General features: G+C 52.9%; 27 protein-coding genes. 16 read left to right on the plus strand and 11 right to left on the minus strand.

Going from position 1 to position 26,220, the window contains the following annotated elements; genetic code table 11:
* Positions 1 to 118 precede the first annotated feature (118 nt).
* Positions 119 to 442 (plus strand): N(4)-acetylcytidine aminohydrolase, encoded by a 324-nt coding sequence (gene yqfB, locus AYI87_RS00155; protein WP_144198521.1) that lies wholly within the window; start codon positions 119 to 121, stop codon positions 440 to 442.
* 56 nt (positions 443 to 498) lie between these two features.
* Positions 499 to 1,143, plus strand: coding sequence for an esterase/lipase family protein (locus AYI87_RS00160; RefSeq protein WP_260865034.1), 645 nt, complete (start codon positions 499 to 501; stop codon positions 1,141 to 1,143).
* Positions 1,144 to 1,158: 15 nt separating this feature from the next.
* Here the strand turns inward: AYI87_RS00160 and AYI87_RS00165 are convergent, their stop codons facing one another.
* On the minus strand, positions 1,159 to 1,614 hold the full coding sequence (locus tag AYI87_RS00165) for a hypothetical protein (RefSeq protein WP_258406280.1): 456 nt from the start codon (positions 1,612 to 1,614) through the stop codon (positions 1,159 to 1,161).
* A gap of 241 nt (positions 1,615 to 1,855) precedes the next feature.
* On the opposite strand from AYI87_RS00165, the gene AYI87_RS00170 reads away from it, so the two are divergent.
* Genes AYI87_RS00170 through AYI87_RS00185 form a run of 4 tightly spaced genes read left to right on the plus strand, consistent with a single transcriptional unit; the run spans position 1,856 to position 4,119 of the window.
* Positions 1,856 to 2,590, plus strand: a complete 735-nt coding sequence (locus AYI87_RS00170) for a DUF1538 domain-containing protein (protein ID WP_144198530.1) — start codon at positions 1,856 to 1,858, stop codon at positions 2,588 to 2,590.
* Complete coding sequence (locus AYI87_RS00175; RefSeq protein WP_186300521.1) at positions 2,590 to 3,378, plus strand: DUF1538 domain-containing protein; 789 nt, start codon at positions 2,590 to 2,592, stop codon at positions 3,376 to 3,378. The genes AYI87_RS00170 and AYI87_RS00175 overlap by 1 nt, the downstream gene beginning before the upstream one ends.
* The gene (locus tag AYI87_RS00180; protein ID WP_144198536.1) at positions 3,368 to 3,718 is read left to right on the plus strand and encodes a P-II family nitrogen regulator; all 351 of its coding nucleotides are present in this window, start codon (positions 3,368 to 3,370) and stop codon (positions 3,716 to 3,718) included. Before AYI87_RS00175 ends, AYI87_RS00180 begins: the two co-directional genes overlap by 11 nt.
* Positions 3,715 to 4,119, plus strand: coding sequence for a CBS domain-containing protein (locus tag AYI87_RS00185; RefSeq protein WP_011865299.1), 405 nt, complete (start codon positions 3,715 to 3,717; stop codon positions 4,117 to 4,119). Before AYI87_RS00180 ends, AYI87_RS00185 begins: the two co-directional genes overlap by 4 nt.
* 80 nt (positions 4,120 to 4,199) lie before the next feature.
* Here the strand turns inward: AYI87_RS00185 and AYI87_RS00190 are convergent, their stop codons facing one another.
* The gene (locus AYI87_RS00190) at positions 4,200 to 4,556 is read right to left on the minus strand and encodes a glutathione S-transferase N-terminal domain-containing protein (protein ID WP_011865300.1); all 357 of its coding nucleotides are present in this window, start codon (positions 4,554 to 4,556) and stop codon (positions 4,200 to 4,202) included.
* A 212-nt stretch (positions 4,557 to 4,768) separates the two neighbouring features.
* A complete protein-coding gene (locus tag AYI87_RS00195) occupies positions 4,769 to 8,185 on the minus strand; it encodes a DUF748 domain-containing protein (RefSeq protein WP_144198539.1) in 3,417 nt (1,138 codons plus the stop codon).
* 170 nt (positions 8,186 to 8,355) lie between these two features.
* Here AYI87_RS00195 and AYI87_RS00200 point away from each other — a divergent pair, with 170 nt between their 5' ends.
* From AYI87_RS00200 to AYI87_RS00225, 6 genes are all read left to right on the plus strand, one after another.
* Positions 8,356 to 9,348 (plus strand): 2Fe-2S iron-sulfur cluster-binding protein, encoded by a 993-nt coding sequence (locus AYI87_RS00200; RefSeq protein WP_011865302.1) that lies wholly within the window; start codon positions 8,356 to 8,358, stop codon positions 9,346 to 9,348.
* Between the two features lie 131 nt (positions 9,349 to 9,479).
* Positions 9,480 to 9,911: a GNAT family N-acetyltransferase gene (locus tag AYI87_RS00205; protein WP_144198542.1), complete on the plus strand. Its 432-nt coding sequence runs from the start codon at positions 9,480 to 9,482 to the stop codon at positions 9,909 to 9,911.
* A 72-nt stretch (positions 9,912 to 9,983) separates the two neighbouring features.
* A complete protein-coding gene (locus AYI87_RS00210; RefSeq protein ID WP_144198545.1) occupies positions 9,984 to 10,688 on the plus strand; it encodes a DUF445 domain-containing protein in 705 nt (234 codons plus the stop codon).
* Positions 10,689 to 10,934: 246 nt separating this feature from the next.
* Positions 10,935 to 11,285, plus strand: coding sequence for a VOC family protein (locus tag AYI87_RS00215; protein WP_144198548.1), 351 nt, complete (start codon positions 10,935 to 10,937; stop codon positions 11,283 to 11,285).
* Between the two features lie 2 nt (positions 11,286 to 11,287).
* On the plus strand, positions 11,288 to 11,635 hold the full coding sequence (locus AYI87_RS00220) for a 5-carboxymethyl-2-hydroxymuconate Delta-isomerase (protein ID WP_144198551.1): 348 nt from the start codon (positions 11,288 to 11,290) through the stop codon (positions 11,633 to 11,635).
* 73 nt (positions 11,636 to 11,708) lie between these two features.
* Positions 11,709 to 12,482, plus strand: coding sequence for a substrate-binding periplasmic protein (locus AYI87_RS00225; RefSeq protein WP_144198555.1), 774 nt, complete (start codon positions 11,709 to 11,711; stop codon positions 12,480 to 12,482).
* Positions 12,483 to 12,556: 74 nt separating this feature from the next.
* Here the strand turns inward: AYI87_RS00225 and asnB are convergent, their stop codons facing one another.
* The 5 genes from asnB to purM form a co-directional block, all read right to left on the minus strand.
* Complete coding sequence (gene asnB / locus AYI87_RS00230) at positions 12,557 to 14,215, minus strand: asparagine synthase B (RefSeq protein WP_011865308.1); 1,659 nt, start codon at positions 14,213 to 14,215, stop codon at positions 12,557 to 12,559.
* Positions 14,216 to 14,554: 339 nt separating this feature from the next.
* Positions 14,555 to 16,216 carry a M28 family metallopeptidase gene (locus tag AYI87_RS00235; RefSeq protein WP_144198558.1) on the minus strand — a complete coding sequence of 554 codons (1,662 nt, stop codon included), beginning with the start codon at positions 16,214 to 16,216 and terminating at the stop codon, positions 14,555 to 14,557.
* Positions 16,217 to 16,438: 222 nt separating this feature from the next.
* Positions 16,439 to 17,185 (minus strand): HAD-IIA family hydrolase, encoded by a 747-nt coding sequence (locus AYI87_RS00240; RefSeq protein WP_041406575.1) that lies wholly within the window; start codon positions 17,183 to 17,185, stop codon positions 16,439 to 16,441.
* 275 nt (positions 17,186 to 17,460) lie between these two features.
* Positions 17,461 to 18,105 carry a phosphoribosylglycinamide formyltransferase gene (purN, locus tag AYI87_RS00245; RefSeq protein WP_144198561.1) on the minus strand — a complete coding sequence of 215 codons (645 nt, stop codon included), beginning with the start codon at positions 18,103 to 18,105 and terminating at the stop codon, positions 17,461 to 17,463.
* Complete coding sequence (gene purM, locus AYI87_RS00250; RefSeq protein ID WP_144198564.1) at positions 18,105 to 19,142, minus strand: phosphoribosylformylglycinamidine cyclo-ligase; 1,038 nt, start codon at positions 19,140 to 19,142, stop codon at positions 18,105 to 18,107. Before purM ends, purN begins: the two co-directional genes overlap by 1 nt.
* Positions 19,143 to 19,353: 211 nt before the next feature.
* On the opposite strand from purM, the gene upp reads away from it, so the two are divergent.
* A complete protein-coding gene (upp, locus tag AYI87_RS00255; protein WP_011865313.1) occupies positions 19,354 to 19,980 on the plus strand; it encodes a uracil phosphoribosyltransferase in 627 nt (208 codons plus the stop codon).
* Positions 19,981 to 20,091: 111 nt separating this feature from the next.
* Here upp and AYI87_RS00260 read toward each other — a convergent pair whose 3' ends face one another.
* Positions 20,092 to 21,411: a Na+/H+ antiporter family protein gene (locus AYI87_RS00260; RefSeq protein WP_144198567.1), complete on the minus strand. Its 1,320-nt coding sequence runs from the start codon at positions 21,409 to 21,411 to the stop codon at positions 20,092 to 20,094.
* A 313-nt stretch (positions 21,412 to 21,724) separates the two neighbouring features.
* Here AYI87_RS00260 and AYI87_RS00265 point away from each other — a divergent pair, with 313 nt between their 5' ends.
* On the plus strand, positions 21,725 to 22,330 hold the full coding sequence (locus AYI87_RS00265; RefSeq protein ID WP_011865315.1) for a peroxiredoxin: 606 nt from the start codon (positions 21,725 to 21,727) through the stop codon (positions 22,328 to 22,330).
* Between the two features lie 134 nt (positions 22,331 to 22,464).
* On the opposite strand, the gene cyaB is transcribed toward AYI87_RS00265, so the two are convergent.
* Positions 22,465 to 23,031 carry a class IV adenylate cyclase gene (cyaB, locus tag AYI87_RS00270; RefSeq protein WP_260865035.1) on the minus strand — a complete coding sequence of 189 codons (567 nt, stop codon included), beginning with the start codon at positions 23,029 to 23,031 and terminating at the stop codon, positions 22,465 to 22,467.
* A 329-nt stretch (positions 23,032 to 23,360) separates the two neighbouring features.
* Here cyaB and AYI87_RS00275 point away from each other — a divergent pair, with 329 nt between their 5' ends.
* Together AYI87_RS00275 and AYI87_RS00280 are read left to right on the plus strand one after the other, a co-directional pair.
* Complete coding sequence (locus AYI87_RS00275) at positions 23,361 to 24,074, plus strand: substrate-binding periplasmic protein (protein WP_144198573.1); 714 nt, start codon at positions 23,361 to 23,363, stop codon at positions 24,072 to 24,074.
* Between the two features lie 151 nt (positions 24,075 to 24,225).
* Positions 24,226 to 25,242 carry a DUF3137 domain-containing protein gene (locus tag AYI87_RS00280; protein WP_144198576.1) on the plus strand — a complete coding sequence of 339 codons (1,017 nt, stop codon included), beginning with the start codon at positions 24,226 to 24,228 and terminating at the stop codon, positions 25,240 to 25,242.
* 100 nt (positions 25,243 to 25,342) lie between these two features.
* Here the strand turns inward: AYI87_RS00280 and rnt are convergent, their stop codons facing one another.
* Positions 25,343 to 26,053: a ribonuclease T gene (rnt, locus tag AYI87_RS00285; protein ID WP_144198578.1), complete on the minus strand. Its 711-nt coding sequence runs from the start codon at positions 26,051 to 26,053 to the stop codon at positions 25,343 to 25,345.
* Between the last annotated feature and the right edge of the window lie 167 nt (positions 26,054 to 26,220).

Raw genomic sequence — 26,220 nt, forward strand, 5'->3', positions numbered from 1 at the left:
ACCAGGGTGTTTGATTCAGATAAAATAAGGGCTTAAACCTAGTTAGCTTAAACCGGGGGCGGATTTTAACCTAATCTGTGCCAAGCGGCTATAGGCAAAAATAGCAGATAGAGGAAATATGACCCCGTTAACCTATGAAGGCAAGATCACCTTCTTCGAGCGATTCGAAGCAGATATTTTAAGTGGTGCTAAAACCATCACCCTCAGGGATGAGAGCGAGTCGCACTTTCGCGTCGGTGACCGCTTGTCGGTATCCACCTTTGAAGCCGGGCGACACTTTTGCGATATTCAGGTGGTGCGGGTCGAAGAGCTTGCCTTCGAGGCATTAAACTCCCGGCACGCCGCGCAGGAGAATATGACGCTTGAGCAGTTAAAGGCGGTGATCACCGAGATATATGGCGAGATTCAGACCCTATACCTTATCGAGTATCGCCTGCTCTAGCTTGTTTGACCCAGGATGAATAAGGACAAGCCGGAATGACAAGGAGCCAGCCAGCGATGAAACCCCGCAATGAGTCAGTGATCTTACTCCATGGTTTGGCGCGCACTCGAGGCTCGATGGAGAAGATGGAACATGCCCTGTCGGCCAAGGGCTATCAGTGCGTGAATCTGGGGTACCCTTCGACTCAGTTCGATATTGAGACCCTAGCCGGCGAGCATATTGACAGGGCACTGTCGCAATGTCGGGGTGAGAGAGTGCACTTCGTGACCCACTCCATGGGCGGCATCCTGGTGCGTCAGTATCTGAGTCAACATACCTTGCCTGCACTTGGCCGCGTGGTCATGCTTGGGCCGCCCAATCGCGGCAGCGAGGTGGTGGACAGCCTCAAGGCTTTTCCCGGATTCAAGTGGATAAACGGTCCGGCGGGTCTGCAGCTGGGCACGGATGAAGAGAGCGTGCCCAATCGCCTGGGCAAGGCGCACTTTGAAGTGGGGGTGATTGCCGGCAGTCGCAGCGTTAACCTGCTACTTTCGACCCTATTGCCAGGGCCTAACGATGGTAAGGTTTCCGTGGCCCGCACCCACCTGGAGGGGATGCAGGATCATATCAGTCTGGCTGTCACCCATCCCTTCATGATGAATAATCCTAGCGTCATCGCCCAGACGGCGCATTTCTTAGCCCATGGACGCTTTCAGCGCTGAGACGTGACTCGGCGCTTATTTGTTGGCAAACTTGCTGATGTCGGCGTCGGTGGCGCCGTCGTTACACTCGCCGCGGATCTCACCGCGCCCCACCTCTATGATGCGGCTCAGCTCCAGATAGCCTTCGCGGCAATAGCCAGTCATGGCGATGGTCTTCTCAAGGCCTAACTCTATCTGCTGTGTCCAGCGGGTCAGATCTGGCTCATAGACAGAGCGTTTCTTGCTGCCCGAGCGTTTCATCTTTTCTATCTGGCGTACCCGCTGCATGTGGGGCTGCTCAAGCGTTGGTAGCTCGGCGTACTTCACCCTGTAGGTAAACAGCTTGATGCCGTTGCCCTTGATCGAGGTCTGGAAGGTATCTTCAACGCGCACCTTAAAATCATCGACATCGCGTTTGCTGGCGCAGCCGCCAAGGCCAAGGATTGCTGCGAGCACTAGTGTGGTGGTAAGCAGTGGGGAAGGTATCGGCATCTTGTTGTTATCTTTATTTTTCGTCGAGGTTAACTTTCGTTGCAGGGTCAGCATAACCCAATCGCCGGGGGAGATCACCCCAGGTGACCTGACTTTACCTAAATTGACTCAAGCCGAGTAACTTGAACTGGCTCACGTAAATGGGGTGAGATGTGAGAAAATTGTTGTTATTTGTTAGCGTCTTGGCACACTCAAGGTAAGGGGAAATGTGTTAGGAGCTCCCCAGTGCTAAGGAGTCTGCATGTCGGCCTTGATCAGCCTATTTCGTTCATTACTCGGCAGTTTTCGGGATCTGGTACCCATCATCTGTGTGGTCGCCTTTTTCGAGATCTTCGTGCTGCATCAGGCCCCGGCTAATCTGGCCGAGATCCTGCTCGGGCTGGTGTTTATCGTCTTCGGTTTGACCTTCTTCGTCTTCGGACTCGAGATGGGCCTGTTTCCCATAGGTGAGTCTCTGGCCCAGGCGCTGGCGCGTAAGGGCAGCGTCTTCTGGTTGGTGGTCTTCTCCTTCTCCCTGGGCTTTGGCACTACTTTGGCGGAGCCCGCGCTGACGGCGGTGGCCAACGAGGCGGCCGAGGTCGCGGCAAATTCAGGGGCCATTACAGCAAGTCAGGAGGCCATGGATAGCTATGCCATGGGGCTCAGGCTGACGGTGGCCATCTCGGTGGGGCTGGCGATTCTCCTCGGGGTGATCCGCATCCTCAAGGGCTGGCCCATTCATTATCTGATCATCGGCGGATACCTCTGTGTCATGGTGCTGACGGCCTTTGCGCCAGAGAACATCATAGGGATCGCCTATGACTCTGGCGGCGTGACCACCTCCACCATTACCGTGCCTTTAGTGACCGCCTTGGGGGTGGGCTTGGCCAGTGTGATCAAGGGGCGTAATCCCATGTTGGATGGCTTTGGCTTAATCGCCTTTGCCAGCCTGACGCCGATGATCTTCGTATTACTCTACGGCATGTGGGTGTTGTGATGAACTATCTCAGTACTATGCTCGACACCCTATTATTGACCGCCCGGGATGTGGTGCCCATCGCCGTTATCTTGTTTGGCTTTCAGCTCGGGGTACTTAAGCGTGCCATCGCCAATTGGCGCCGGGTGTTGCTTGGGTTTATCTATGTGATCATTGGCCTTAGCCTGTTTCTGGTGGGGCTGGAGCTGGCGCTGTTTCCCATCGGTCAGAGCATGGCAAGCCAGCTGACCTCACCCGATTTTCTCCATCCTGAGGGCGGTGATACCCCCTTTATCTGGCAAGATTATCTTTGGGTCTATCTGTTTGCCGCCGCTATTGGTTTTAGCACCACAATTGCCGAACCCTCGCTTATCGCCGTAGCAATCAAGGCCAACGAGGTATCGGGCGGTGCCATAGGCATTCAAGGGCTGAGGATCTCTGTGGCGATCGGGGTGGCTATGGGGATAGCCCTGGGCTGTTTTCGTATCGTGGTGGGCGACCCGATTCATTATTACATCATGGCTGGCTATGTGCTGGTGGTGATCCAGACCTATTATGCCCCGAAGATGATAGTGCCGCTCGCTTATGACTCGGGCGGGGTGACCACCTCGACCGTGACTGTGCCGCTGGTGGCGGCGCTGGGCTTGGGTCTTGCCACCAATGTGGCGGGGCGTGACCCACTTATCGATGGCTTTGGCTTGATTGCCTTTGCCAGCCTGTTTCCTATGATCACAGTAATGGGCTATGCCCAGCTAGTGGAATTCTTAAGTCAGCGAAAATCCGCTAAGGAGCGAGACCATGCGCTTTAAACTTATCGTCGCCTTCGTCGATGACACCTGTACCGATACCGTGCTCGATGCGGCGCGAGAGGCGGGCGCCACGGGAGCGACAGTGATTAATCATGCCCGCGGCGAGGGGCTGGAGAAGAAGAAGACCTTCATGGGCCTGGGCCTGGATATACAGCGCGACGTGATCCTCTGGTTGGTGGAGGAGCACATGAGTCGCAGTATTTTGGAAGTCATTTGCCGGGTAGGGGAGTTTGACACTAACCCGGGGCAGGGGATTGCCATACAGATAGATGTGGAGGACGCCGTGGGCGTCGCCCATCAGGTGGAAAAACTCAGCAAAGAGATTGAGGATCAACTATGAAACCAAGCAGGCTAATTAAGAACAGCGACGTCATGAAAGACAGCTATGTGATGGTCGATGGTCTGCATACCGTGGCCGAGGCGATCAAGCTGGCTGTGGGTAACGATGTCAGCATGTTGCTGGTGAACAAGCGGCATGAACACGACGAATATGGCATGGTGCTGATGAGCGATATCGCCCGAAAGGTGCTGGCGAAAGACAAGTCGCCGGAGCGGGTCAATGTCTATGAGATCATGATAAAACCCGTGCTGTCTGTGCATGCCGACATGGACATTCGCTATACCGCCAGGCTGTTCGAACGCTTCGGCATCAACAAGGCGCCAGTGATCGAGGCCGGTAAGATCTTAGGCGTGGTGACCTATCATGACATAGTGCTCAAGGGGATGATGCCCCATCTCTAACGACTTGAGCCAGACAATAAAAAGGGCACCCTAGGGTGCCCACTGCGCTTAAGCAATAGCTAAGGTGCCTAGGTTAAACCTTAGGCGAAACGCTTGTTGAGATAATCTATGATATCTGAGGATTCATACATCCACTGAGTCTCTCCCGCCTCGTCGATACGCAGGCAAGGCACCTTGGCCAGTCCACCCTGTTCTACCAGCATCTGTTGATGCTCGGCTTGTTTGGCGTCGACAGTGACGATATTTAGCCCTTGGCGACGAATGGCGCGGCGTACCTTAACGCAGAAGGGGCAGGCGGCGTATTGATAAAGCTGAAGCCCTTGTGTCTGCTCGTCGACCTTTGCCTGTTCGGCCAGCGGACGCTGACGTTTCTTAGGGGTAAAAACAAAATTCAAAAACAGGATAATGCGGCCTAATACCCAGCGAACAATAAACATTAACGACTCCTAGATAATTTTGATGGGGCGGATTCTAACGCAAGCGTGATGGAGATCAAAGCCTCGGTGCAAACTGAGCGCTGGTGAGCGGCATTTCGCCCTGTTTGGCGCCAAGTATGTTGTGGAGACACTATGGCCTCTAGCGGCAAATAAAAAACGGCCAAGCTGTCCATAAACTGGAGCCTGGCCGCTTGAGAAGGTTAACGCCTCTGTTATTCGGCGCTTAGGGTCAGCAGGGCCTGTGGGGCGCTGGTGTCGAGCGCGGCCTGACTGTCGAGCACGAATACCCGGCCCGGTTCAATCTTGGCCTCTTCAATCAGGTATTGCTTCACGGCCAGGGCCCGGCTCTGAGCCAGCTGACCCAGGGCGTTTTCGTCGAGCTGCTGGGCCGAGACCAGATAGTTGTACAGGGCGATATGCCAGCGGGTCTGCAGCTCCTCGTCGCTTAGCTTGTCGGCACTATTATTCCCGGCACTATTGTCCTGCTGGGCCTGCTGCTGTTTGATCTCCTTGAGCACTTCGCCGGGATCTTTTTGCAGCGTCTTCTCATAGAGGGACTTAAGCGCATCAGAGAGTATCCCTGTGGTTGGGAAGGTGCTGGCGGTGAGCTCTGCTGGCATCTGCGCCTCGGTGAACTTGGCATCATCAAGCTGCGCCTGGGCAATCAGCTCCTGGTGTAGCTTGGCCGTCATCAGGGCCTGACTGTCGCTCACGGGATCCACCGCGCCCTTGGCGCTGACGGTGAGTTTAGGCCTGTCGGCTAAGCCCTTGGAAAGCTTGCTCAGTAGCGACTGGCTCTCCTCTGGCAGCGTCGCCAGACCTGGGGTAAAGGCCACCTTATCCAGCTCATCGTCTGAGCCTAATAGGCCGGCTAACAGGCTGAAGGGCGCGGTCACCGCCTTAGTGATCACATTGGTGAAGGCGGTGGCGATGATGCTGCCGAAGCTAAAGCTTGGCTCGTTGAGATCGCCAGAGACTTGCAGGCCTAGGTCGATCACCCCGTGTCTGTCTTGTAACAGGGCGATTGCCAGGGTGACAGGCAGGGAGGTCGCCAGGCTGGAGTTACTCTTCTTACCCAGCTGCAGCTGATCGACCACCAGATGATTGTCGCCCACCAACTGATTGTTCTCCAGCTGATATTTAAGATCCAGCGACATCAAGCCTTTGTCTATGTAGTAACCCGCGTAGGTGCCCGAATAGGGGTTCACCGAGGTGAGCTCCACATGCTTGAAGCTGAGGTCAAGATCCAGGTAAGGCTGCTCTAGTAGGGGATTGATCTCGCCCTTGAGGACGACCGGAGCATATCTGTCTATCTTGCCCTTGATATCGACCTTAGCGGCCTTGTCGCTACTCGAGGAGAGGTTGGCGATATTGCCTTCGAGTTGCTCTATGCTGGCGGCAAAGTTAGGGGTGAGAGAGTTATCGGCAAAGAAGGTCGAGCCATCTTTGAACACTATCTTGTTGATGCTAAGGGCCATCGGCTTGGCCGCATCGACGGTTTGCGCTGTGGCCTTTTTCTCTGCTGCTTGTTTTTCCTGTTTGTCATTTTCCTGTTTGTCATTTTTCCGGGTGGCAGGCTTAGCTGCGCCGGATGGGTCGGCATCGACCGCTGAACCATCTGCCGAAGCATTATCTGCCGCAATGACAAGTAGATCCTGGAAGTTAGTGGTGCGATCTTCGTTGATCAGAATGCGTCCGTATGGCTTGTTTAACGTGACTTGATCGATTGCCAGTTTATTGGCCTCTTTATCGAAGTCGAGCTGGTTGAGATCCAGCTGCTGCCATTTCACCAGTGTTTTGTTGGCCTTAAGGTCTTTGACCTGAAGATCGTCAACCTGAAGTGTGCCCTGATAATCTAGTTTGCCGTTGGCATCGGCAAGCAGTTGTCCAGATGTCGCCAGGCGGCCATCGTCAATCTTGATGTTCACAATAGGCGCAATGTAGTTCTGGAACCAGTTAAGGCTAAGCCCCTCGAGTGATAGCTCGGCGCTGACCTGCTTGGCCAGAGCGTCGATCTGCCCCTGACTCTGCACCTTGGCACTCTGGTTAATGGCTAATGCCAGCTGATAGTCGATGGGCTGACTTAGGCTCTCATCTAGCGCGCCTGTGGTGAGTTGCAGCTCGCCAATCTGCCAGAGGTTCTCCTCTTTAAACAGCTGCTCGGTCAGGTTTAGCTGATAGTTGCTCAGGCTGATCTTCTCAAGCTTAGCGTGCCAGCTTTGTGCCTGACTGTCTGTCTTTGTGTCGGTATTAGAGCCGGTCTCAGAGTCTGCTTTTGAGTCGGTATTAGTGTCAGTATTAGTATCTTTCTTGGCCACCTGTTCACCAGCGGCTGGCTCACCTGAGGCTTGCTCGCTTGAGGCTTGTTCGCTTGACGTTTGCTCATTTGAGTTTTGATTGCCGGCAGCATCTGACGATGTTGCGTTATCAGTCTTTGCTTCGGTCGGAGACTTGTCACCACTGGCCTTTGGTGCCAGCAGGGCGGCGAGATCGACCCCTTTATCATCTAAGCGTGCGTTAACCAAGAGGTCGCTCGAGGTCAGGGCGGCCACATCGACCTGCTGCTGACCCAGGTCGGCCGCGATGCCTGTGAGGGCAAAACGTCCCAGGGAGATAAGCTCTCGCTGCTCATGGGTGATCATTAGCTCACTGAAACTTAACTCGCCGGCGCTGGTGCTGGCCTCAAGCTGGTCGTCATCCATGGCGACGCGGTACTCGGTGGCGAAATCCACATAGCCCTTGTCCAGTGACACATGGAAGGCTTTATCGACAAAGGCCCACAGCTGCGGCAGATCGATATGGCTCAGGCGGACATCGCCGACAAGCTCGAAGGGGGTGAGCTGTACCTGGCCCTTGAGGGCGATTTTGCCGCCGCGATCGCTATGAAACTCCATGTGGTAGCGGTTGGCCTTCTGCGCCGCGTCATTTTTGGCATCAAGGCTCTGGCCCTCAAGAGGCTGCGGCTTTGCGGCATCGCTGCTCATCTTAGTGGCAACTATGGGGTTATGGGAGTCGAAGCTGGCGACCTTGAGGTTTACCTTGGGATATCGGACTTCCCCTTGAGTGATCTCATCGAGCAGATGCAAGTTGGCATCGACGATCGCCAGATTCTTGAGGATAAAGTGGGGAATAGTCTTACCGCCCTCTGGCTCAGGTTCCGGCTCTGGTTGCGCCTTGCTGTTTTTCGTCAGGGTCTCTAGGATGTCGGAGAAGTTAAATCTCAGCGCCTCTTTGCTATCTAAGCGCTTTACCTCGGCGTGGGGATTTTCTAGCGTGATGTCGGTGAGACTCAGCCCTTGCTGAAACAGGGAGTCCCAAAATTGGATATTCAGGCCGAGGCGTTTAAAGCCAACAAAGGGCTGGTCGTTTTTTTCCTTGATGGCAAAGTCGGTGAGCTCGACCTCGAGTGTGAAGGGGTTGATCTTCACCTGGGTGAGGGAGACGGGTCTTTGGATCTGGTTCGACAGCTGCTTAGGGATTTGCTGGGTCAGCAGATAAGGAAGCAGTAGACCCAGTAACAGGGTCCATGTTAAATACAGGGTAATTGAGATACCAATATATCTTTGATATTTGGGCAGCTGTTTGTATTTTTGTCCGAGTTTTGCGAAAAATGATGGGACGGAAGACATAATGACCTTAATGACGTTGTAGACGAACTGAAAAGATTCAAGGAAGGGGGGACGGCGAGTCCAATCCGCACGTTTGTGAACCAGTCGCTATAATTTTAGTAGGTTTATTATCGATAATGAACGGCTAAAGATTAAATTTATTTAAATTTTTACGAGATAAATCGACATATATGACAACATTTTACCTCGACGGTCAGGCATTTGAGGCCAAGGCCGGTGAGTCGGTATTGGACACCCTGATACGCCATGGTCAGCGGGTCAATTACTCCTGTAAGAAGGGGGTGTGCAAAACCTGTCTGCTACAACATGTCGATGGCGAGATGGCGATCGGCGCCCAGCGCGGCCTGACCTTGGGGCTCAAACAGCGTCATTATCTCTGCTCCTGTCAGTGTAAACCCACTCCCGCCCTGCGCCTCAAGTCTATCCTGCCCCAGGACCTCTTCATCGGCGCCAAGATCCAGGAGAAGCAGTTTATCAATGAGGCCGTGGTGCGTGTTCGCTTGGTGCTTGATGAACCTCTGGCGCACCATCCGGGGCAGTATATTAATTTACGGCGCTTCGACGGCCTGACCCGCAGTTATTCACCTACCAGCCTGCCGGGGGAGCCCTTTTTAGAGCTGCATGTGCGGCGCAAATACAACGGTCAGTTCAGTGACTGGCTGTATCACCATGCGGGAATAGGCGAGAGCCTGCTGGTGCAGGGGCCGCTGGGCAGTCGCTATTATCGCACCGCCTATCGTGATGCCAAGCTGATCATCGTCGCCTTCGGCAGCGGCCTAGGAGTGGCCCACGGCATGTTGATGCAGGCGCTGGCTCAGGGCCATCAGGGGGAGATCTTCCTTTATGTTGGCGCACGGGATGATAACGACCTTTACCTGCATCCTAAATTGCTCAAGATGATGCTGGAACACAGACAGTTTCATTATCAGGCTTGTATCACGGGGCAGAGTGAGAGCAAGGGGCGACGGGTGATCCACGCCAACCCGTTTAGCGAGGCGCTCAAGTGTCATCAGTTCGACCGTCAACAGCACCTGTTTCTTTGCGGCGAACCTGGCCTGGTCAACGAGAGCCGGGAGATCGCCTTTCTCAACGGTTTCCCCATTGAGCGGATCCACAGCCTGTCGTTCGAGTATAAAGATCTGCGTAAACGTCCAAGGGGCTAGCCTAGACTTATGTAGTATCCACAATGGACTGTTATTTTAATCCTAATGTGATAACATCAACTAAATCATAAGGATGTAACTGTATTTGTCGCCCCTCATTCCCAGGGCAATACAGATTTCAAGGACGGAATATGCTGATACGAATTGCAATTGAAGATGACTTGACCCTGCTGGCGCCTCTGTTTGACCGTTACCGTCAGAGCCTGGGGCAAACCTCCGCACTGGCCGACAGTGGCGAGTTTCTGCAGGCCCGCCTGCATGAAAACGATTCGGTGATCTTCATTGCTCAGCTGGACCAGGCGATTGTCGGTTTCATTCAGCTCTATCCCTCTTTCTCCTCGCGTCTACTCAAACCCGTCTGGTACTTTGACGATCTTTATGTCGAAGAGGCCTTTCGCCATCAAGGCATCGCCACCCGTCTGGTTGAGAAGGCCAGGGAACTGGCTGATGAAACCAATGTGATGGCGGTGCGCCGCGAGCACCTCAGTGGTGATGGCTTTATCTTCGTCGATGAATGCGACACCCGTGCCCTGTTTGCCGAGCAGGCGGCTAACCAAAACTGATAGGCTGTCTTCAGGGATTTTGCTTGTGGTAAGATAGCGCGGTTTTTTTGTCTTATCCTTGGAGATAAATCGGTGAATAAGAGTCTTATCACTAATTTACTGGCCGCCCTGTTGGTGGTCTGTGGCTATCTTTTTCAGCACGCTATCCTGTTTAGCATCGGCCTGTTTGCCCTGTCGGGGGCGGTGACCAACTGGCTGGCGATCCACATGTTATTTGAGAAGGTACCGGGCCTCTACGGCAGCGGCGTGGTGCCGGCCCGCTTCGAGGAGTTTAAGGCGGGGATCGCCCATCTCATGATGGAGCAGTTTTTCACCAACGAGAATATCGATAAGTTCCTGTCACAGCAGGGGGGCAGCGTGGCGCACATCAACCTGGAGCCCGTTATCGAGAAGGTGGATATGTCACCGGCCTTCGATGCCCTGGTGGCCACGGTCGAGCAGTCTTCGTTTGGTGGCATGCTGGCCATGTTTGGCGGCACAGAGGCGATAGCTCCGTTGAAAGAGCCATTTATCAATAAGATGAAGACCTCGTTAGTGGAACTGTCCCAGAGCGATGATTTCTATGAGTTGCTGAAGAATGAGATAGAGCAGCCGGACGTGTTAGCCGATCTCAGGGCGAAGGTGAAGAGCATAGTGGACCAGCGCCTGGCCGAACTCACGCCGCAGTTGGTGAAAGAGATAGTGCAGGAGATGATCAAGCAGCACCTTGGTTGGCTGGTGGTCTGGGGCGGTGTATTCGGTGGCCTCATCGGTCTGCTGGCGGCCTTGCTGGACTAAGTTCTCAAGACTTACTTTTCATAAGCAGTATTTCAAAAGCTGTATTTCATAAGCTGTATTTCATAAGCTCAATGATTCAGAAGGGACCTTTGGTCCCTTTTTTGTTGGCTAAAATCTAGGCTATGTCGGTGGCAGGGGAGATTTAACACTCGCTTTACTTTTAGAACGAGGGTAGATTGAAAAGTGATACTTGGCTCACGTTTATGGGCCAAAACCTAATAACGATTATCCCTGCAAGGAAATGCAATGAATCAAGACCAGACCATTAACTATATAGAGATCCCGGTTAAGGATATTGCCGCGACCAAGGCCTTCTTTGGCAAGGTGTTCGGCTGGCAGTTTGAAGATTATGGTCCCGAGTACAGCTGCTTTACCAATGCCGGTATTGCCGGTGGATTTTTCCTGTCGGACAAAGGATTCGATATCGCCTCTGGCTCACCCTTGATCGTCCTCTATGCCAAGGCGCTAGAGGTATGTCTAACCTCGGTTGCCGATGCGGGCGCCGTGATCACCCAGGAGATCTTCTCCTTTCCAGGCGGTCGTCGTTTTCATTTTAAGGACCCAAACGGTAACGAGTTTGCGGTATGGTCTGAGTAAGAATGCCTCATTGTATCGTCGAATATAGCGCGCCTCTGGCGCAGCAGATTGCCATCGATAACCTGGTTGAGCAGGTGCATCGCGGCGCCATCGAGAGCGAGCTGTTTGAGCCTGCCAGTATCAAGTCTCGCGCCTATAGCGCCGAGCATTACTGGGTTGGCGAGGCAAAAGCTGCTAGCTTTATTCATATCAGCTTTAAGATCATGCCGGGACGCACTAGCGAGCAAAAATTGCACCTGATGCAGTGTGTCGATCGCCTGATCGCGCCGTTGTGCGCTTCTGTATCCAGTATCACCATGGAGGTGCTGGATATCGAACGTGAGCACTATTTTAAACGGCTAAACGCTTAAACGGCTGATGAGCCGGGGTTTTATCAGGAGCAGTATGGTCAACGGGAGATGGAGTCCCAGGAGTCATTCTTGAATGCAGCTTACTAGGGCCTTGATGTTGGCGGCGGGCTTGCTCGCCGCGGAGCCTATTTACGCAGGCGAGGTCGAAATTGAGCGAGTGATGCGGGTCTGCGTCGACCACTATCCGCCGTTTCAGATCCTACAGCCTGAGCACCCGCCCATAGGTGAGAATATCGCCGCGCTCGAGCTGTTTGCCAGCCTGTTACAGCGCCAGTTAACCTTTATTGCCAGCCCTAACTTCGCCCGTTGCCTGCATATGCTAGAGCAGGGTAGCGTCGATGTGTTGGCCGGAATATACGCCAAGCCTGAGCGGGCCGCCTTTAGCTATTTTCTGCCCTATCGCAATGACGGTCGCTTCGTCTTCATCAGCCAACAGACGCTGGCGAACGTGAATGACTATGAGGATCTCAGCGCGCTTTCTATCGGCGTGTCGCGGGAGACAGAGTATTTCGATCGTTTCGACAGTGATGCCGGGCTGAACAAGGTGCAGACCAACGATGTGATCTCGGCAACCAACATGCTACTCAAGGGGCGCTTCGATCTGCTAATCGTCTCAGAGGTGGTACTGCCTAGCCTGAGGGCCCGTTTCAGTGATTTCGACGACAAGCTTAAGGTGCATCCTTATACCCACGAGGAGCAGCGCCTGGTCTATTTCGGCGTGAGTAAGCGACATCAGATGGCGATCCCCCTGGGTGAGATGCAGGCGATTATTGGCAAGGCTTATGAAGAGGGTCGCTTCATACAAGTGGTCGAGGAGTTTGCCACGCATCATCTCGAGCATTATTGATTCACAGAGCGTTAAAAAGAGCATAAAAAAAGAGACCCTGTGGTCTCTTTTTTTATGGTTTTCAAATGCAGTGCCTAGTAGGCGCTCTCGTGCACCGATTGTACCGCACGGCCCGAGGGGTCGATGATCCCTTGCAGGCTCTCATCCCAGGCCAGCGCCTCGGGGGTAGAGCAGGCGACCGACTTGCCACCCGGCACTGTCTCGGCGGCCGATGGCAGCGGGAAGTGCTCTTCGAAGAAGCAACGGTAGAAGTAGGCTTCCTTGGTTTCTGGCGTGTTGTAAGGGAACCTGAACTTGGCGTTGGCCAGTTGCAGATCGTCCACCTGGGCCGCGGCATGTTCCTTCAGGCCATCGATCCAGGAGTAGCCGACGCCATCGCTAAACTGCTCCTTCTGACGCCATGCCACCTCTTGCGGCAGCTTGTGTTCGAAGGCCTGACGCAGGATATGCTTCTCGATGCGGCCATCTTTGGACATCTTGGCCTCAGGGTTGATACGCATCGCCGTATCGATAAACGCCTTGTCGAGGAAGGGCACGCGCGCCTCTAAGCCCCAGGCCGCCATCGCCTTGTTGGCGCGCAGGCAGTCGAACAGGTGCAACTTGTCTAGTTTACGCACCAGCTCCTCGTGGAAGGCCTGAGCGTTTGGCGCCTTGTGGAAATAGAGGTAGCCGCCAAACAGCTCGTCGGCGCCTTCGCCAGACAATACCATCTTGATCCCCATCGCCTTGATCTTACGCGCCATCAGATACATGGGGGTTGCCGCACGTATGGTGGTGACATCGTAAGTCTCCAGGTGATAGATCACATCCTTAAGTGCATCTAGCCCTTCCTGGAAGCTGAAGGTGATCTCATGGTGGATTGTGCCTATGGCATCGGCCACCTTCTGCGCCGCCGCCAGATCCGGCGCGCCGGTCAGACCAACGGCGAAGGAGTGCAGCTGTGGCCACCAGGCATCGCTGGCACCGTCATCTTCGATGCGGCGCTTGGCGAAGGTCTGGGTGATGGCCGATACCACCGAAGAGTCCAGTCCGCCGGAGAGCAGTACGCCATAGGGCACATCTGACATCAGCTGACGCTTGACCGCGGCTTCTAGCGCCTCGCGCAGTTCTTCCACGCTGGCCGCGTTGTCTTGCACCGCCTCGAAAGACTGCCAGTCGCGCTGGTAGTAGTGGGTCTCACCGCTCTTGGTCAGGTAGTGACCTGGTTTGAAGGTCTCGACCGTCTTACAGACGGGCATCAGCGCCTTCATCTCCGAGGCGACATAGAAGTTACCTTCGGCATCATGGCCTGTGTAGAGGGGGATTATCCCCATGTGATCCCGGCCAATCAGGTAGCTGTCGCTGCGCTTGTCGTAGAGCACGAAGGCGAAGATACCGTTGAGCTTGTCCAAAAACTCGGTGCCATATTCCTGATACAGGGCGAGGATCACCTCACAGTCTGAGTTGGTCTGATAGCTGTACTTGTCACCGAGTTCGGCCTTGAGTTCCTTGTGGTTGTAGATCTCACCGTTGACCGCCAGGATTAGGCTTTCATCTTCTGACAGCAGTGGCTGGGCGCCATGCTCGATATCGACGATGGCCAGACGCTCATGGGCGAGGATCGCCTTGTCGCTGGCGTAGATTCCTGACCAGTCGGGGCCGCGATGGCGCAGCAACTTGGACATCTCCAGGGCAACCTGGCGTAGCGGCGTTGCATCGGTTTGGATGTCGAGAATCGCAAATATTGAACACATAATAAAAGCTCCAGAAAACGGTATAAATCTCAGTTGCCAATCACTTTGACAGCATTTTCTTCATCTGCCAAGTCTGAAAATTGTCAAAACATCACAAAAAATGCGTTTTAGGTGTTGTTTTTATGGTTTTTACGGCGGCGATTTTGAGTTTTGTTTTATTGTTTACGGTTTTAATTGTGAAATCTCTATTTTAAGTCCCATATCTGAGGTGGGATTTGTGCATTCTGAATCTCAGTCTGGATTTTAGTCGAGTTGGTAAAAAGCGGCGTGACTGGCGGATAAATAAACAAAAAGGCTTCCCGTGGAAGCCTTTTATTCATGTGTTGCCGAAAACCTTAGCTACTCGGCGGTAGTGGTCTCATTTGTGGTTGCCGGGCGCAGTTGGTGGAATTCGGTGCCGGCATAATAGCCGGGCCAGTCGCCGTTGTTACCCAGGCGTTGAGCGGCCTGATAGTAGACTCCAAGATCTTCCAGGGCACCGGAGAGGTCCCAGTCGGCGCGATATTCGTCGCAGACATTGTGGTAACAGCCCTTCATCTGCGCTTTCATCTCGGCCTTGTACTTGGCCGTGGCATCATCGACCGGATTGTTGCCGCCACCGGCAAATACCGCTGGAACACCATACTTGGCGAAACTGAAGTGGTCTGAGCGGAAGAAGCCGCCAGATTCAGGACGTGTCTCACTCACCGCGGTGCGCTGCTGGCCGCTGGCCGCCTCGACCAGATAGGTTTCCAGCTGTGACTTGCCCTTACCCACGATAGTGTAATCCGATGTACGGCCATAGATATTGGTGCTGTCCAGGTTGAAGACGGCTACTGTCTTGTCCAAAGGATAGACTGGGTTGGCGGCGTAGTAGCGTGAACCTAACAACCCCTGCTCTTCGCCTGTGGTGGCGACGAAGGTGAGCGAACGCTTGAGCGGCTTACCTTGCTTGGCCTGGGTGGCAAACTGGCGGGCGATCTCCAGGATCCCTGCGGTGCCAGAGGCGTTGTCCAGAGCGCCGTTATAGATCTGATCGCCCTGCTTGCTGCTATCCAGGCCGATATGGTCCCAGTGGGCGGTAAAGAGGATCTGCTCATCACTGGCGCCTTGACCGGGGAGAGTGGCCACTACGTTGTAGCTGTCGGCATATTCTGCCTTGTTGGCGAAGGCGATGTTGGCGGATTTTTGCAGTGCGACATTCACCGGGCTGCTGGCGGCGCGATCGCTTAAGGTCGCCAGTGACAAGCCCGCACTGTCGAACAGTTCGCTGGCTTTCTCCTTGGTGATCCAGCCTTCGACCTGTACGCGGCTGTCCTGCGTGGCCTTATCCAGTACCAGATCTTGCTGAGCGCCTGTCCAGCTGTTTTCTACTACTGACCAAGGATAGGAGGCGGGCTTGGTATCGTGGATGATGATGGCGCCGAGCGCACCCTGGCGGCTGGCTTCCTCAAATTTATAGCTCCAGCGGCCGTAGTAGGTCATCGCTTTGCCGTTAAACTTGCCCGACTCGGGCAGGGCAAAGCCGGGGTCGTTCACCAGGATCAGGGCTATCTTGCCCTTCATATCCAGGCCTTGATAGTCGTCCCAATTATATTCCGGCGCCTTGATGCCGTAGCCCACGAAGACCAGCGGCGCATCTTTAATCTCCACCCCTTGGTTGTCGTGGCGACTGCCAAGGACGATATCCTGACGGTAGTGCATTGGCAGATCGCCCAGGGTAACGGTTTGCGATTCGCTGGCGGTGTAGCTGACCATAGGCACAGGCTGCAGGAAGCTGCCATCGTTGGCACCGACCAGTCCTGCGGCGGCAAAGGCCTTGCTGAGATAATCCAGCGTCAGCGTCTCACCTTGGGTCGTGGGGGCACGGCCCTCAAATTTATCTGAGGAGAGGGTCTGAATATCCAGCCTGAATCTGGCTTCGTTAAAGGCGGGAACTTGCTCTTCGCTGCTTAGCTGGGGAGCATGCTGGCTACAGGCGCTGAGGAGCACCAGAGCACAGGTGGGTAGGGCAAAACGCATGGGACTTCCTATTTGTTTTTGTTATTTATTAATCGCGACCACATGATGAATAAGATGACCGGCATTATCAAGGGAGGCGGGGCGATTAAATGTTACGCTTTATGTTTGTTGAAAGGCTGATGTCACCTGGGCTGACAGGGATAAATCTTGTGCAGGTAGAAGGATAAAAAACGCGCGGTCTGGACCGCGCGTCTTGGCTAGTGAATTCTTTGGCTAAACAGGCTAAATGACGTCGATATCACCTGCGCAGTCAAACACATGGTTGGGCCTGAATGGCTCCTTGTCGATATCTTTTATCTGACTGACGCCGCTGGTGACTAAGATGGTCTCCAGACCCGCCTGGAATCCTGCCAGGATATCGGTGCGCATGTTGTCGCCGATGATCACAGTATTTTCCGAGTGGCCGCCGATATGGTTCAGGGCGCTGCGGATGATCCAGGAGCTGGGCTTACCCACGTAGAAGGGCATGCGACCCGAGATGCGCTCGATAGGGGCGCACAGGGCACCACAGGCAGGGCTGTGGGCCGGGCCGTGAGTATCCGGGTTGGTAGCGATGAAGCGGGCGCCGGCGGCGACAAACTGGGCGGCCTTGTGGATCATGTCCCAGTTGTAGGAGCGGGTCTCACCGACGATGACAAAATCTGGGTTGATGTCGGTAATGGTAAAGCCGGCCTTGTAGAGCTCGTGGGTGAGGGCGCCTTCGCCTATGACAAAGGCCTTGTCACCCGTCTGATGCTTGAGGAAGTCTGCCGTGGCCATGGCCGAGGTGTAGAAACACTCCTCTGGTACCTGGATCCCGGCGGCGCCGAGGCGGTTTTGGAGATCTTTACCCGTCTGTACCGGGTAGTTGGTCAGTATGACCAGCGGGTTTCCCTGCTCGAGAATGCGATGGATAAACTTATCGCTGCCAGGGATCAACTTATTGTCATGTAGCAGTACACCATCAATATCACAAATTACGTTTTTCATCTTAGGTCTCATTTTGCTAGCAGAAAGTCAACTGCCTTCATCTAAAACCAATTGTGTTTTAAAAACAACGTAATTTGGTGAATTATTTAGTCTTGCCAGCAATAAAGGGACGCTTTGAGCTTAGCGGCTAAGATGGCTGGGCGTTTCTGCTGTGGACCAAGGTATGTCGCCAAAGAGGTAAGGCATAACAAATCTGCTATTCAAGAATGCGCTTATGCCAATAAAAAAGAGACCCTGAGGTCTCTTTTTCTTGTTAATGCCTAGCCTTATGCTTATCAGTCGGCGGCGTAGCCCATGGGGCTTAGCAGTTGATCGTCAAGGAAGGCCTTGCCGTCTGTCATACGCAGGCGCTGCTGGCTGAACCACTTCACTACCAGGGGATAGATGGCGTGTTCCTGCTCATGCACCCTTTCTGCCAGCACGCTGGCATCATCCTCGGGATAGACTGGCACCTTGGCCTGCAGGATCACAGGGCCGGCATCCAGCTCTGGTGTCACAAAGTGTACGCTGGCGCCATGCTCGCTGTCACCGGCGTCGATCGCGCGCTGATGGGTATGCAGCCCTGTGTATTTCGGCAGCAGCGAAGGATGAATGTTGATCATTCGTCCCTCGAACTGCTTGACGAAATCGTCGCTCAGGATACGCATAAAGCCCGCCAGCACGATAAGATCCGGCTGGTACTTGTCGATGGCCGCCTTGAGACGCAGATCATAGTCGCTGCGAGACTCGCCCTCATGGGGGATCACGCAGCTGGTATCGATCTCACTCTGATGCGCACGCACCAGGCCATAGGCATCGGGCTTATTGCTGATCACCCCAACGACTTCGGCGTCCAGGTTATCGTCACAACCGTCGATGATGGCTTGCAGATTGCTGCCATTACCAGAGACCAGGACGAGAACGCGACAGCAGTTGGACATTAGCAAATCTCCACTTGCTCTTCGTCGCCATTGCGGCTGGCAATGTCACCGATGAGCCAAGCGTTTTCACCTTCGGCCTTAAGCAGGGTTAGCGCCGCATCGACCTGATCCTGTGGCAGGGCGATGATCATGCCTACACCACAGTTGAAGGTACGGTACATTTCAAACTCGGCGATATTACCGTTTTCCATCAACCAGTTGAAAACGGTAGGCCATTGCCATGAGTCGCCTTTTACCACGGCTTTAGCATCATCAGGTAGCACGCGTGGTATGTTTTCCCAGAAGCCACCGCCAGTGATATGGGCCATGGCGTGGATGTCATGCTTCTCAAGCAGCTTAAGCAGCGGCTTAACATAAATCTTGGTAGGTTCCAGCAGGTGATCGATCAGCGGCTTGCCTTCGAGGTCTTGCTGAGGATCGGCCTTGCTCACTTCCAGTACCTTGCGGATCAGCGAGTAACCGTTTGAGTGTGGACCGCTTGAGCCCAAGGCGATCAGCGCGTCACCGGCAACCACTTTAGAACCATCGAGTACATCTTCTTTCTCGACCACGCCGACGCAGAAGCCAGCTAAGTCGTAGTCTTCGCCTTCGTACATGCCAGGCATTTCGGCGGTTTCACCACCGATCAGGGCGCAACCTGATTGAGCACAACCTTCGGCAATGCCGTTAACCACAGAGGTCGCGGTCGCAACATCTAGTTTGCCTGTGGCGTAATAGTCGAGGAAAAACAGGGGCTCTGCACCGGCAACAATCAGATCGTTGACACACATGGCAACCAGGTCGATACCTACGCTGTCATGTTTCTGATAATCGATAGCCAGTCTAAGCTTGGTACCAACACCATCGGTGCCAGACACAAGAACTGGATGTTTGTACTTAGTTGGCAGCTCGCAAAGTGCGCCAAAACCACCTAGGTTGCCCATGACTTCGGGGCGGTGGGTACGTTTAACGGCAGATTTGATATTGTCTACAAGGGCATTGCCTGCGTCGATATCAACACCTGCATCTTTATAGCTTAGCTGGGTAGGAGTGCTCACGGAGGATCCTCTCGGGTACATCGTTATTGGATTTTTATGCGGCGCTATTCTATCAGCTTGTGTAGGCACTCGAAAGGGATGATTTTGAATATTCAAACGGACTTAGGTCACGATTTACCGTGTTTGTAAAACTTTATGTTTTCGATTGTGAACAAATCTACTAGAATCGGTACAATTTGCTGGAAAAACTGGAATAGATCAGGAGAAAACGATGAAAGTGGTCGAAGTTAAGCATCCTCTGGTACGTCATAAGATTGGCTTGATGCGTGAAGGAGATATTAGTACTAAGCGTTTCCGTGAGTTAGCGGCTGAAGTGGGTAGCCTGTTGACCTATGAAGCGACCGCTGACTTTGAAACCGAGAAGGTCACTATCGAAGGATGGAACGGTCCAGTAGAAGTTGAGCAGATCAAGGGTAAGAAGGTTACCGTAGTGCCTATCCTGCGTGCCGGTCTTGGCATGATGGATGGCGTACTTGAGCACGTTCCGAGTGCACGTATCTCTGTTGTGGGTATCTACCGCGACGAAGAGACGCTGGAACCTGTGCCTTACTTTGAGAAGCTTGCCAGCAATATGCATGAGCGTATCGCATTAGTGGTCGATCCTATGTTGGCAACCGGCGGCTCTATGATCTCAACTATCGATCTGCTTAAAGAGCGTGGCTGCACCTCAATCAAGGCCTTGGTATTAGTCGCGGCGCCAGAAGGCATCGCGGCACTTGAGAAGGCCCATCCTGATATCGAGCTTTACACCGCCTCTATCGACAAGTGCCTTAACGAGAACGGTTACATCCTGCCTGGTCTGGGTGATGCCGGCGATAAGATCTTCGGAACTAAGTAACGCGAGCGAAGATTGTAAGACGCTGAAGATCGTAAGACGCTATTGAAAAATGGTGAGCAGTAAAAAAGGAGCCTCAAGGCTCCTTTTTTTATGGATCTTTATCAGTGTTGGCTAGAGCACCATGGCCGCAATCCAACCTGAGATCAACAAGGGGATGTTGTAGTGGATAAAGGTTGGGATCACGCTGTCACGAATGTGATCATGCTGACCGTCAGCGTTAAGACCGGCCGTTGGGCCCAGGGTCGAATCCGATGCCGGTGAGCCCGCATCCCCGAGCGCCGCCGCCGTGCCGACAAGCGCGATGGTGGCCGGTACCGAGAAACCGAAGCTGATAGCCAGCGGCACATAGACGGTGGCTATGATGGGGATAGTGGAAAACGATGAGCCGATTCCCATGGTGATGAGCAGTCCGACCACTAACATCAGGAAGGCCGCCAAGGCGCGGTTGTCACCGATAAGATGACTGAGAGAATCAACCAGGGTGCCCACATCGCCTGTGGCCTTGACCACGGCGGCGAAACCGGCGGCCGAGATCATGATAAAGCCGATGTTGGCCATCATGCGCACGCCTTGGTTAAAGATATCCTGATCGGCCACATGCTTGAGAGCGCCTGAGAAGCTAAAGATGATAAAGCCGATGAGGGCGCCGAAGATCATCGAGCCGGTATAGCGCTGTACCGCCAGGGTAGAGGCAATAGCGATTAGGGCGATGATGATATTACGGCGATTGAGGGTCTCCTCCGGCTCGGCGGCCAGGATCAACTCCTCCTTATACTCTCTTGGCTTGCGATAGCTGATGAATACGGCGATAAATAGCCCCACCACCATGCCTAGGGCCGGGATTAACATGGCCGATGGGATCTGCTCGCGCACCGCATCTAAGTTGTTGCTGTTGAGGTTAGAGAGCAAGATGTCGTTGAGGAAGATACCACCAAAGCCCACGGGCAGGATCATATAGGTGGTCACTAGGCCGAAGGTGAGCACACAGGCCACCAGACGTCGGTCGAGCTTGAGTTTAGACATCACATGCAACAGCGGCGGAATTAGGATCGGAATAAAGGCAATATGAATTGGCAGAATGTTTTGTGATGATACTGCCATGGCCAGGATAGCCAGCAAGAGAAACCAGCGCACCTTATTGACGTTGCCAGGACTTTGTTCCTGTCCCAACTGGGCGATCACCTTGCGGGAGATGAGCGTGGTGAGTCCCGAGTGTGACAGGGCCACGGCAAAGGCGCCCAACAGGGCATAGCTCAGCGCGATCTGCGCGCCGCCGCCAAGGCCTGTGTTGAAGGCCTCAACCGTCTGGTCTAGGTTCATGCCGCCGACAAGTCCGGCGACCAATGCACTCACAGTGAGTGCGATAACGACGTTTACCCGGGCAAGGCTGAGGCCCAACATCAAGCAAACGGCAATAACAACTGCATTCATATTGATTCAATCTGATTTTTTAATCTGTAATGGGAAGCTATTTTTGCCAGCAATAGCCCGTGTTGTCCAGCGCCATGGCGTTTTATCTAAGAATTTAGCAAGAGATGTAACCGAACTGTATTCAAGTTTACTGCGTAAGTGTAAATAAGCCTAACCGGCCGGAAAGAAGACGGTGATAACTTGGGCAACTCGATGAATATTTATTAAAAAAAGTGACAATGATCCCAAATTACTTGTGTCCCGCTGGTGACTGCCTATAATGCTTTTGAGTTCAGAATTAAAAGCTTTTTCAATCCATAGATGGAGATAAAAAATGAGCGTATTAGTAGGCCGTCCGGCTCCTGATTTTACAGCTGCAGCAGTGCTAGGTAATGGCGAAATCGTTGATAGCTTTACCCTAAGCGAAGCGATTAAAGGAAAGCCAGCTGTAGTATTCTTCTACCCACTTGATTTCACATTCGTATGCCCATCTGAGTTGATTGCTTTCGACCACCGCATGGAAGAGTTCAAGAAGCGTGGCGTAGAAGTTATCGGTGTTTCTATCGATTCTCAGTTCACTCACAACGCATGGCGTAACACCCCAGTAGACAAGGGTGGTATCGGCCAAGTGCAATACACGCTAGTGGCTGACGTGAAGCACGATATCTGTAAAGCCTACGATGTTGAGCATCCAGAAGCCGGTGTGGCTTTCCGAGGTTCTTTCCTGATCGACAAAGAAGGTCAGGTTCGTCACCAAGTTGTTAACGATCTGCCACTAGGCCGTAACGTTGACGAGATGCTACGTATGATCGACGCACTTCAGTTCCACGAAGAGCACGGTGACGTTTGCCCAGCAGGTTGGGAAAAAGGTGACAAGGGTATGGACGCAAGCCCAGAAGGCGTTGCTTCTTACCTGACTGACAACGCTGACTCACTATAAGCGATTCATATCGTTAGTAAAAGCGTTAGTGAAAATGTTAACAAAAAGCTGCCCCAGGGCAGCTTTTTTTATGGCTGAATTTCATGAGCCTCATGTCGTTAGGGCTCTCTTGCCGTCTTCCTTGCCGTCTGCCTCTAAGCGGGCGAGGGTACAGATTGGCGTGTCTGCATCAGCTTGCGATAGGAGCGGGTTTCCCTGTCTTCTTGCGTAAGGCCAAGCTGCTGGGCAAGCTTGAGCAGGCCTTGTTCGTGATATGCCAGCTGGGTCTCATCGTCTGTCATGATCGCCAGCTCGGCAAAATTCCCCAGGCCTTCGAGATTGTCGACCGTCACATGGTACTGGTCGATAAAATAGATGCTGCGTGTCTTGGTAAGCTGCAGCACCACCTTATAACCTAAGGTTTGTAGCATATCGGCGGCGCTGTCGATATTGTCGATGCGCGTCGCCTGACACTGCTTATCGCCCGGACCTTTAACTATCCACAGCTTGATGTTTGAAGGGCGCATCTGCCTGATACACAAGTGTTTACTCTGCTGAGCCAACTGCCCCGAAGGGGTGTCGTAGTAGCGATCAAATTCGACATTGTCCTTTAGCATAGTCTCGTGGGGAAGGCTTTCTAGCCTGCTTAAGAAGGCGTCTCGATCTTGAAGCCTGTATTTATGCTCGACTTCATACTTGCCGTCAAAATGGGATTGGCTCATGGGGGATTCGCTCATGGAAATTGTCGTAACTTAGGTTAAAAAGCTGGGCCGACTATATCATCTTTCCTTCTCATCGGAGTGAGGCGAGCGGCGGGTTTTGGCACTTTTACTCTTGGCTATTTGATCTAGGCCAATTAATCCGGATAGTTTTATAGGAAAAATGTTAATGAATTGATCATTTTGTTTACCACTGATATACCTAGAGCAACTCCCTGTGCATTATCGCCCAAGCGGCTTATCCAGGGAGCAAGAAGTCAGCTACCAAACATAGGGTATTAGACGTGCGGTATAACACGATGTGAATCTCTCTGGCCTTTCTCTGTTGCCTGATGTTAGCGGCGCCGCTTCGCGCCGAGACTGTGCTCTCCTATGACGTCAATGGCTCTAGCAGTTGGTACCCTTACTTTATTCCCGAGACCACCAAAGACCCAGGGATCCTGGCCGAGTTGGTGCCGCAGATCTTCGCCTTAACGCCAGTGAGATTAGATGCAAAACATTATCCCCCTAAGCGGACCAATCAAGCATTGGCAACCGGCGGATTGGATTTCGATGTGGTCAGCCCCAGCTGGTTCGAGGGAGGGGATCTTGGCGATGCCTTCGTGCAGTCGCAACCGATTTTTGCCATAAAGGAGCATGTGGTGGTGCTGGCCGGTAACCTGGAGCAGTGGATGGATATCAACAAGCTCCGCGGTCAGGAGATAGGCACGGTGCGTGGCTACCTCTACCATGATGACAGTGAATATACGCGTATCGATTTCAAGTCCGAACGTGAGCTGATCATCGCCTTGCAGAAGGGGCGAATTCAGGCGGCCATCGCAGGCGAGCTTACCGCGCTATATTGGGCCAAGGAGCTGGAGGTGCCCATCGCCCTGGCGGCCGTGCATTCCGATGGCGTGTTGGTGATCCGCCTGCGCAAGGAGCATCAGGCCTTACTTGGACAGATTAACCATGCGATCAGCCAGCTAAGATCCCAGGGCGTCATAGATGCGCTTCTGGCTAAATATACCTCGGGGCAGTCAGTGGCCAGCCGGTTGAGTAAATAATCTTTCGCCGAGGTCAAGATTCTCTATCTCGAAGCAAATTAAACCTAGTAAGCTAAACGATTGTTTTTCAATCGATCGAATCATCATCACTTGACGTGCGCCGCAAGATATCCGCTAATTGTCGCTCAAGGACATTAGCAAGGATAGATGTATGAATCCAATGGAGTTTGCGATTCCGGCCGAGGACAAGCAGGCCTTTAGTCAATATTACGCGAAACAGATAGCCCCTAGGTGTCGGCGTTATGAGTCGGCTCGTCAGGCGGCGGCCGCTAAGTATCTGGCCCGCAGAAAAATAAGCGCTCCCGTCACCCTGATAGGATTACCTGTCTTTTTGGCATTTTTTGCCCTGAGTTTTTATGGCGCACTAGTGCTCGATTTTGAAGATGGCGTATTTTATATCGGCTTTGCCGGCGCCTTTTTATCTATCGTCGCAGTGGCAAGCGTTAACATCTGGGCGAGTAGCGAGATAAATCAATTGCGCACTAAGATAGTCGATGAGATCTATCCACTGCTGCTCGGCTATTTTGGCAAGAGCTTTGAGTTGAATCCGTCGAACTTACCCGAACTGGATGCTTATAAGGACTATGGTCTCTTTCCAAAATATGACAAGGGTCACTTTGACGATTCGGTTAAGGGCAAATACCACAATGTGCCTTTCCTGATGAGAGAGCTGACGCTACTCGAGTATAAAGGGACTAAAGACAATAAACCCCAATACAAGACCTTGTTCGAAGGGATTTTGATTGAGTTTACGTTATTAAAGAAATTCTCTGGTAATACCCTGGTGCGTCAGGATAAAGGGGTTATTGGCAACAGCTTAGTGCAGTTTAAACAGAAGCTGACACGGGTAAAGCTGGAAGACCCAACCTTTGAGCGAGAGTTTCAGGTGTATAGCGACGATCAAGTCGAGGCGAGATATTTGCTAAATACGGCGACCATGGAGCGTTTGCTCTCACTGTCTCGTTTCTACCGTGGCGAACTAGAGGCGAGTTTTAAAGATGGACGATTGCTGATTAAGATCGCCTGCAAGCATAATTATTTTGAACCTAAACTGGATCTGTTAAAGCCGCTGGATTTTGTCGATGACATAGAGCAGGTGTTTAAGGAGATCTATGAGGTGTTTGACTTAATTAAAGCCCTGAATCTGGACAGTCGTACAGGGCTGTAAATATCGGTTGAATGATTGATAGCTCGCCGCATCCGCTACGAGCTATCAAGCTCTCACTATCAAGCTCTTAATAAGAGTTACGATTGATACTCGCTATTTGTTAGCCATTAGCACTCGTATTTGTGTCTTGCCCGCTAGCCGGCTCGCTGGCTGAATCACTTGGTGTTTCTTCACTAGGCGTGGCCACTGGCCAGCCACCTAATGCCTTCCACTTATTGACGATATGACAAAACAGTTCGGCGGTGCGCTCGGTATCATACAGGGCGGAGTGAGCCTCTTTGTTATCGAAGGGGATACCGGCAATCTCACATGCCTTGGCCAAAACCGTATGACCCAGCGCCAGGCCTGAGAGGGCGGCGGTGTCGAAGGTGGCAAAGGGGTGAAATGGCGTCCGCTTGAGGGCGTTGCGCTCAATCGCCTGGGTGACGAATCCGTGGTCGAAGGCGGCGTTGTGGGCCACTATGATGCTGCGGTGACAATTTGATGCCTTCTGGTGCTTCTTGACCTCTTTAAAGATCTCTAAGAAGGCTTCCTTCTCGCTGACGGCGCCGCGCAGTGGATTGCTTGGGTCTATGCCATTGAAGGCCAGGGCTTCTGGCTCTAGGTTGGCGCCTTCGAAGGGCTCGATATGATAATGTAGTGTCTTGTCCAGCATCAAGTCGCCATTATCATCCATCTTCAGCAGGGTGACGGCGATCTCCAGCAACGCATCGGTTTGAGCATTAAAACCCGCGGTTTCAACATCTATGACGACGGGAAAGTAGCCACGAAATCTATGCTTAAGTTTGTGTGCGTCGCAAATATCGCTCATTAAAATATCCAAAGTGAAGAGTGGGGGGCTATTATGAAGTATCCGATGGGAGCTTGTCATGTTTGATTGCTCAATATATGGGCTAAAGGAATGCTAAATTAGGCCGATAGGGATAAGTAACGTAATTAACAAGAGTGACTGTCTATGTGGGTTAGGGTGCTATGTGC

Origin of the sequence: Shewanella sp. KCT (assembly GCF_007636505.1) — a bacterium.
GTDB lineage: Bacteria > Pseudomonadota > Gammaproteobacteria > Enterobacterales > Shewanellaceae > Shewanella > Shewanella halotolerans.

What these genes read in the sequence shown, in the direction of transcription:
- yqfB (WP_144198521.1), top strand. Translation starts at nt 119, where the DNA reads ATGACCCCGTTAACCTATGAAGGCAAGATCACCTTCTTCGAGCGATTC.
- AYI87_RS00160 (WP_260865034.1), top strand. Translation starts at nt 499, where the DNA reads ATGAAACCCCGCAATGAGTCAGTGATCTTACTCCATGGTTTGGCGCGC.
- AYI87_RS00165 (WP_258406280.1), bottom strand. Translation starts at nt 1,614, where the DNA reads ATGCCGATACCTTCCCCACTGCTTACCACCACACTAGTGCTCGCAGCA.
- AYI87_RS00170 (WP_144198530.1), top strand. Translation starts at nt 1,856, where the DNA reads ATGTCGGCCTTGATCAGCCTATTTCGTTCATTACTCGGCAGTTTTCGG.
- AYI87_RS00175 (WP_186300521.1), top strand. Translation starts at nt 2,590, where the DNA reads ATGAACTATCTCAGTACTATGCTCGACACCCTATTATTGACCGCCCGG.
- AYI87_RS00180 (WP_144198536.1), top strand. Translation starts at nt 3,368, where the DNA reads ATGCGCTTTAAACTTATCGTCGCCTTCGTCGATGACACCTGTACCGAT.
- AYI87_RS00185 (WP_011865299.1), top strand. Translation starts at nt 3,715, where the DNA reads ATGAAACCAAGCAGGCTAATTAAGAACAGCGACGTCATGAAAGACAGC.
- AYI87_RS00190 (WP_011865300.1), bottom strand. Translation starts at nt 4,556, where the DNA reads ATGTTTATTGTTCGCTGGGTATTAGGCCGCATTATCCTGTTTTTGAAT.
- AYI87_RS00195 (WP_144198539.1), bottom strand. Translation starts at nt 8,185, where the DNA reads ATGTCTTCCGTCCCATCATTTTTCGCAAAACTCGGACAAAAATACAAA.
- AYI87_RS00200 (WP_011865302.1), top strand. Translation starts at nt 8,356, where the DNA reads ATGACAACATTTTACCTCGACGGTCAGGCATTTGAGGCCAAGGCCGGT.
- AYI87_RS00205 (WP_144198542.1), top strand. Translation starts at nt 9,480, where the DNA reads ATGCTGATACGAATTGCAATTGAAGATGACTTGACCCTGCTGGCGCCT.
- AYI87_RS00215 (WP_144198548.1), top strand. Translation starts at nt 10,935, where the DNA reads ATGAATCAAGACCAGACCATTAACTATATAGAGATCCCGGTTAAGGAT.
- AYI87_RS00220 (WP_144198551.1), top strand. Translation starts at nt 11,288, where the DNA reads ATGCCTCATTGTATCGTCGAATATAGCGCGCCTCTGGCGCAGCAGATT.
- AYI87_RS00225 (WP_144198555.1), top strand. Translation starts at nt 11,709, where the DNA reads ATGCAGCTTACTAGGGCCTTGATGTTGGCGGCGGGCTTGCTCGCCGCG.
- asnB (WP_011865308.1), bottom strand. Translation starts at nt 14,215, where the DNA reads ATGTGTTCAATATTTGCGATTCTCGACATCCAAACCGATGCAACGCCG.
- AYI87_RS00235 (WP_144198558.1), bottom strand. Translation starts at nt 16,216, where the DNA reads ATGCGTTTTGCCCTACCCACCTGTGCTCTGGTGCTCCTCAGCGCCTGT.
- AYI87_RS00240 (WP_041406575.1), bottom strand. Translation starts at nt 17,185, where the DNA reads ATGAAAAACGTAATTTGTGATATTGATGGTGTACTGCTACATGACAAT.
- purN (WP_144198561.1), bottom strand. Translation starts at nt 18,105, where the DNA reads ATGTCCAACTGCTGTCGCGTTCTCGTCCTGGTCTCTGGTAATGGCAGC.
- upp (WP_011865313.1), top strand. Translation starts at nt 19,354, where the DNA reads ATGAAAGTGGTCGAAGTTAAGCATCCTCTGGTACGTCATAAGATTGGC.
- AYI87_RS00260 (WP_144198567.1), bottom strand. Translation starts at nt 21,411, where the DNA reads ATGAATGCAGTTGTTATTGCCGTTTGCTTGATGTTGGGCCTCAGCCTT.
- AYI87_RS00265 (WP_011865315.1), top strand. Translation starts at nt 21,725, where the DNA reads ATGAGCGTATTAGTAGGCCGTCCGGCTCCTGATTTTACAGCTGCAGCA.
- cyaB (WP_260865035.1), bottom strand. Translation starts at nt 23,031, where the DNA reads ATGAGCCAATCCCATTTTGACGGCAAGTATGAAGTCGAGCATAAATAC.
- AYI87_RS00275 (WP_144198573.1), top strand. Translation starts at nt 23,361, where the DNA reads ATGTTAGCGGCGCCGCTTCGCGCCGAGACTGTGCTCTCCTATGACGTC.
- AYI87_RS00280 (WP_144198576.1), top strand. Translation starts at nt 24,226, where the DNA reads ATGAATCCAATGGAGTTTGCGATTCCGGCCGAGGACAAGCAGGCCTTT.
- rnt (WP_144198578.1), bottom strand. Translation starts at nt 26,053, where the DNA reads ATGAGCGATATTTGCGACGCACACAAACTTAAGCATAGATTTCGTGGC.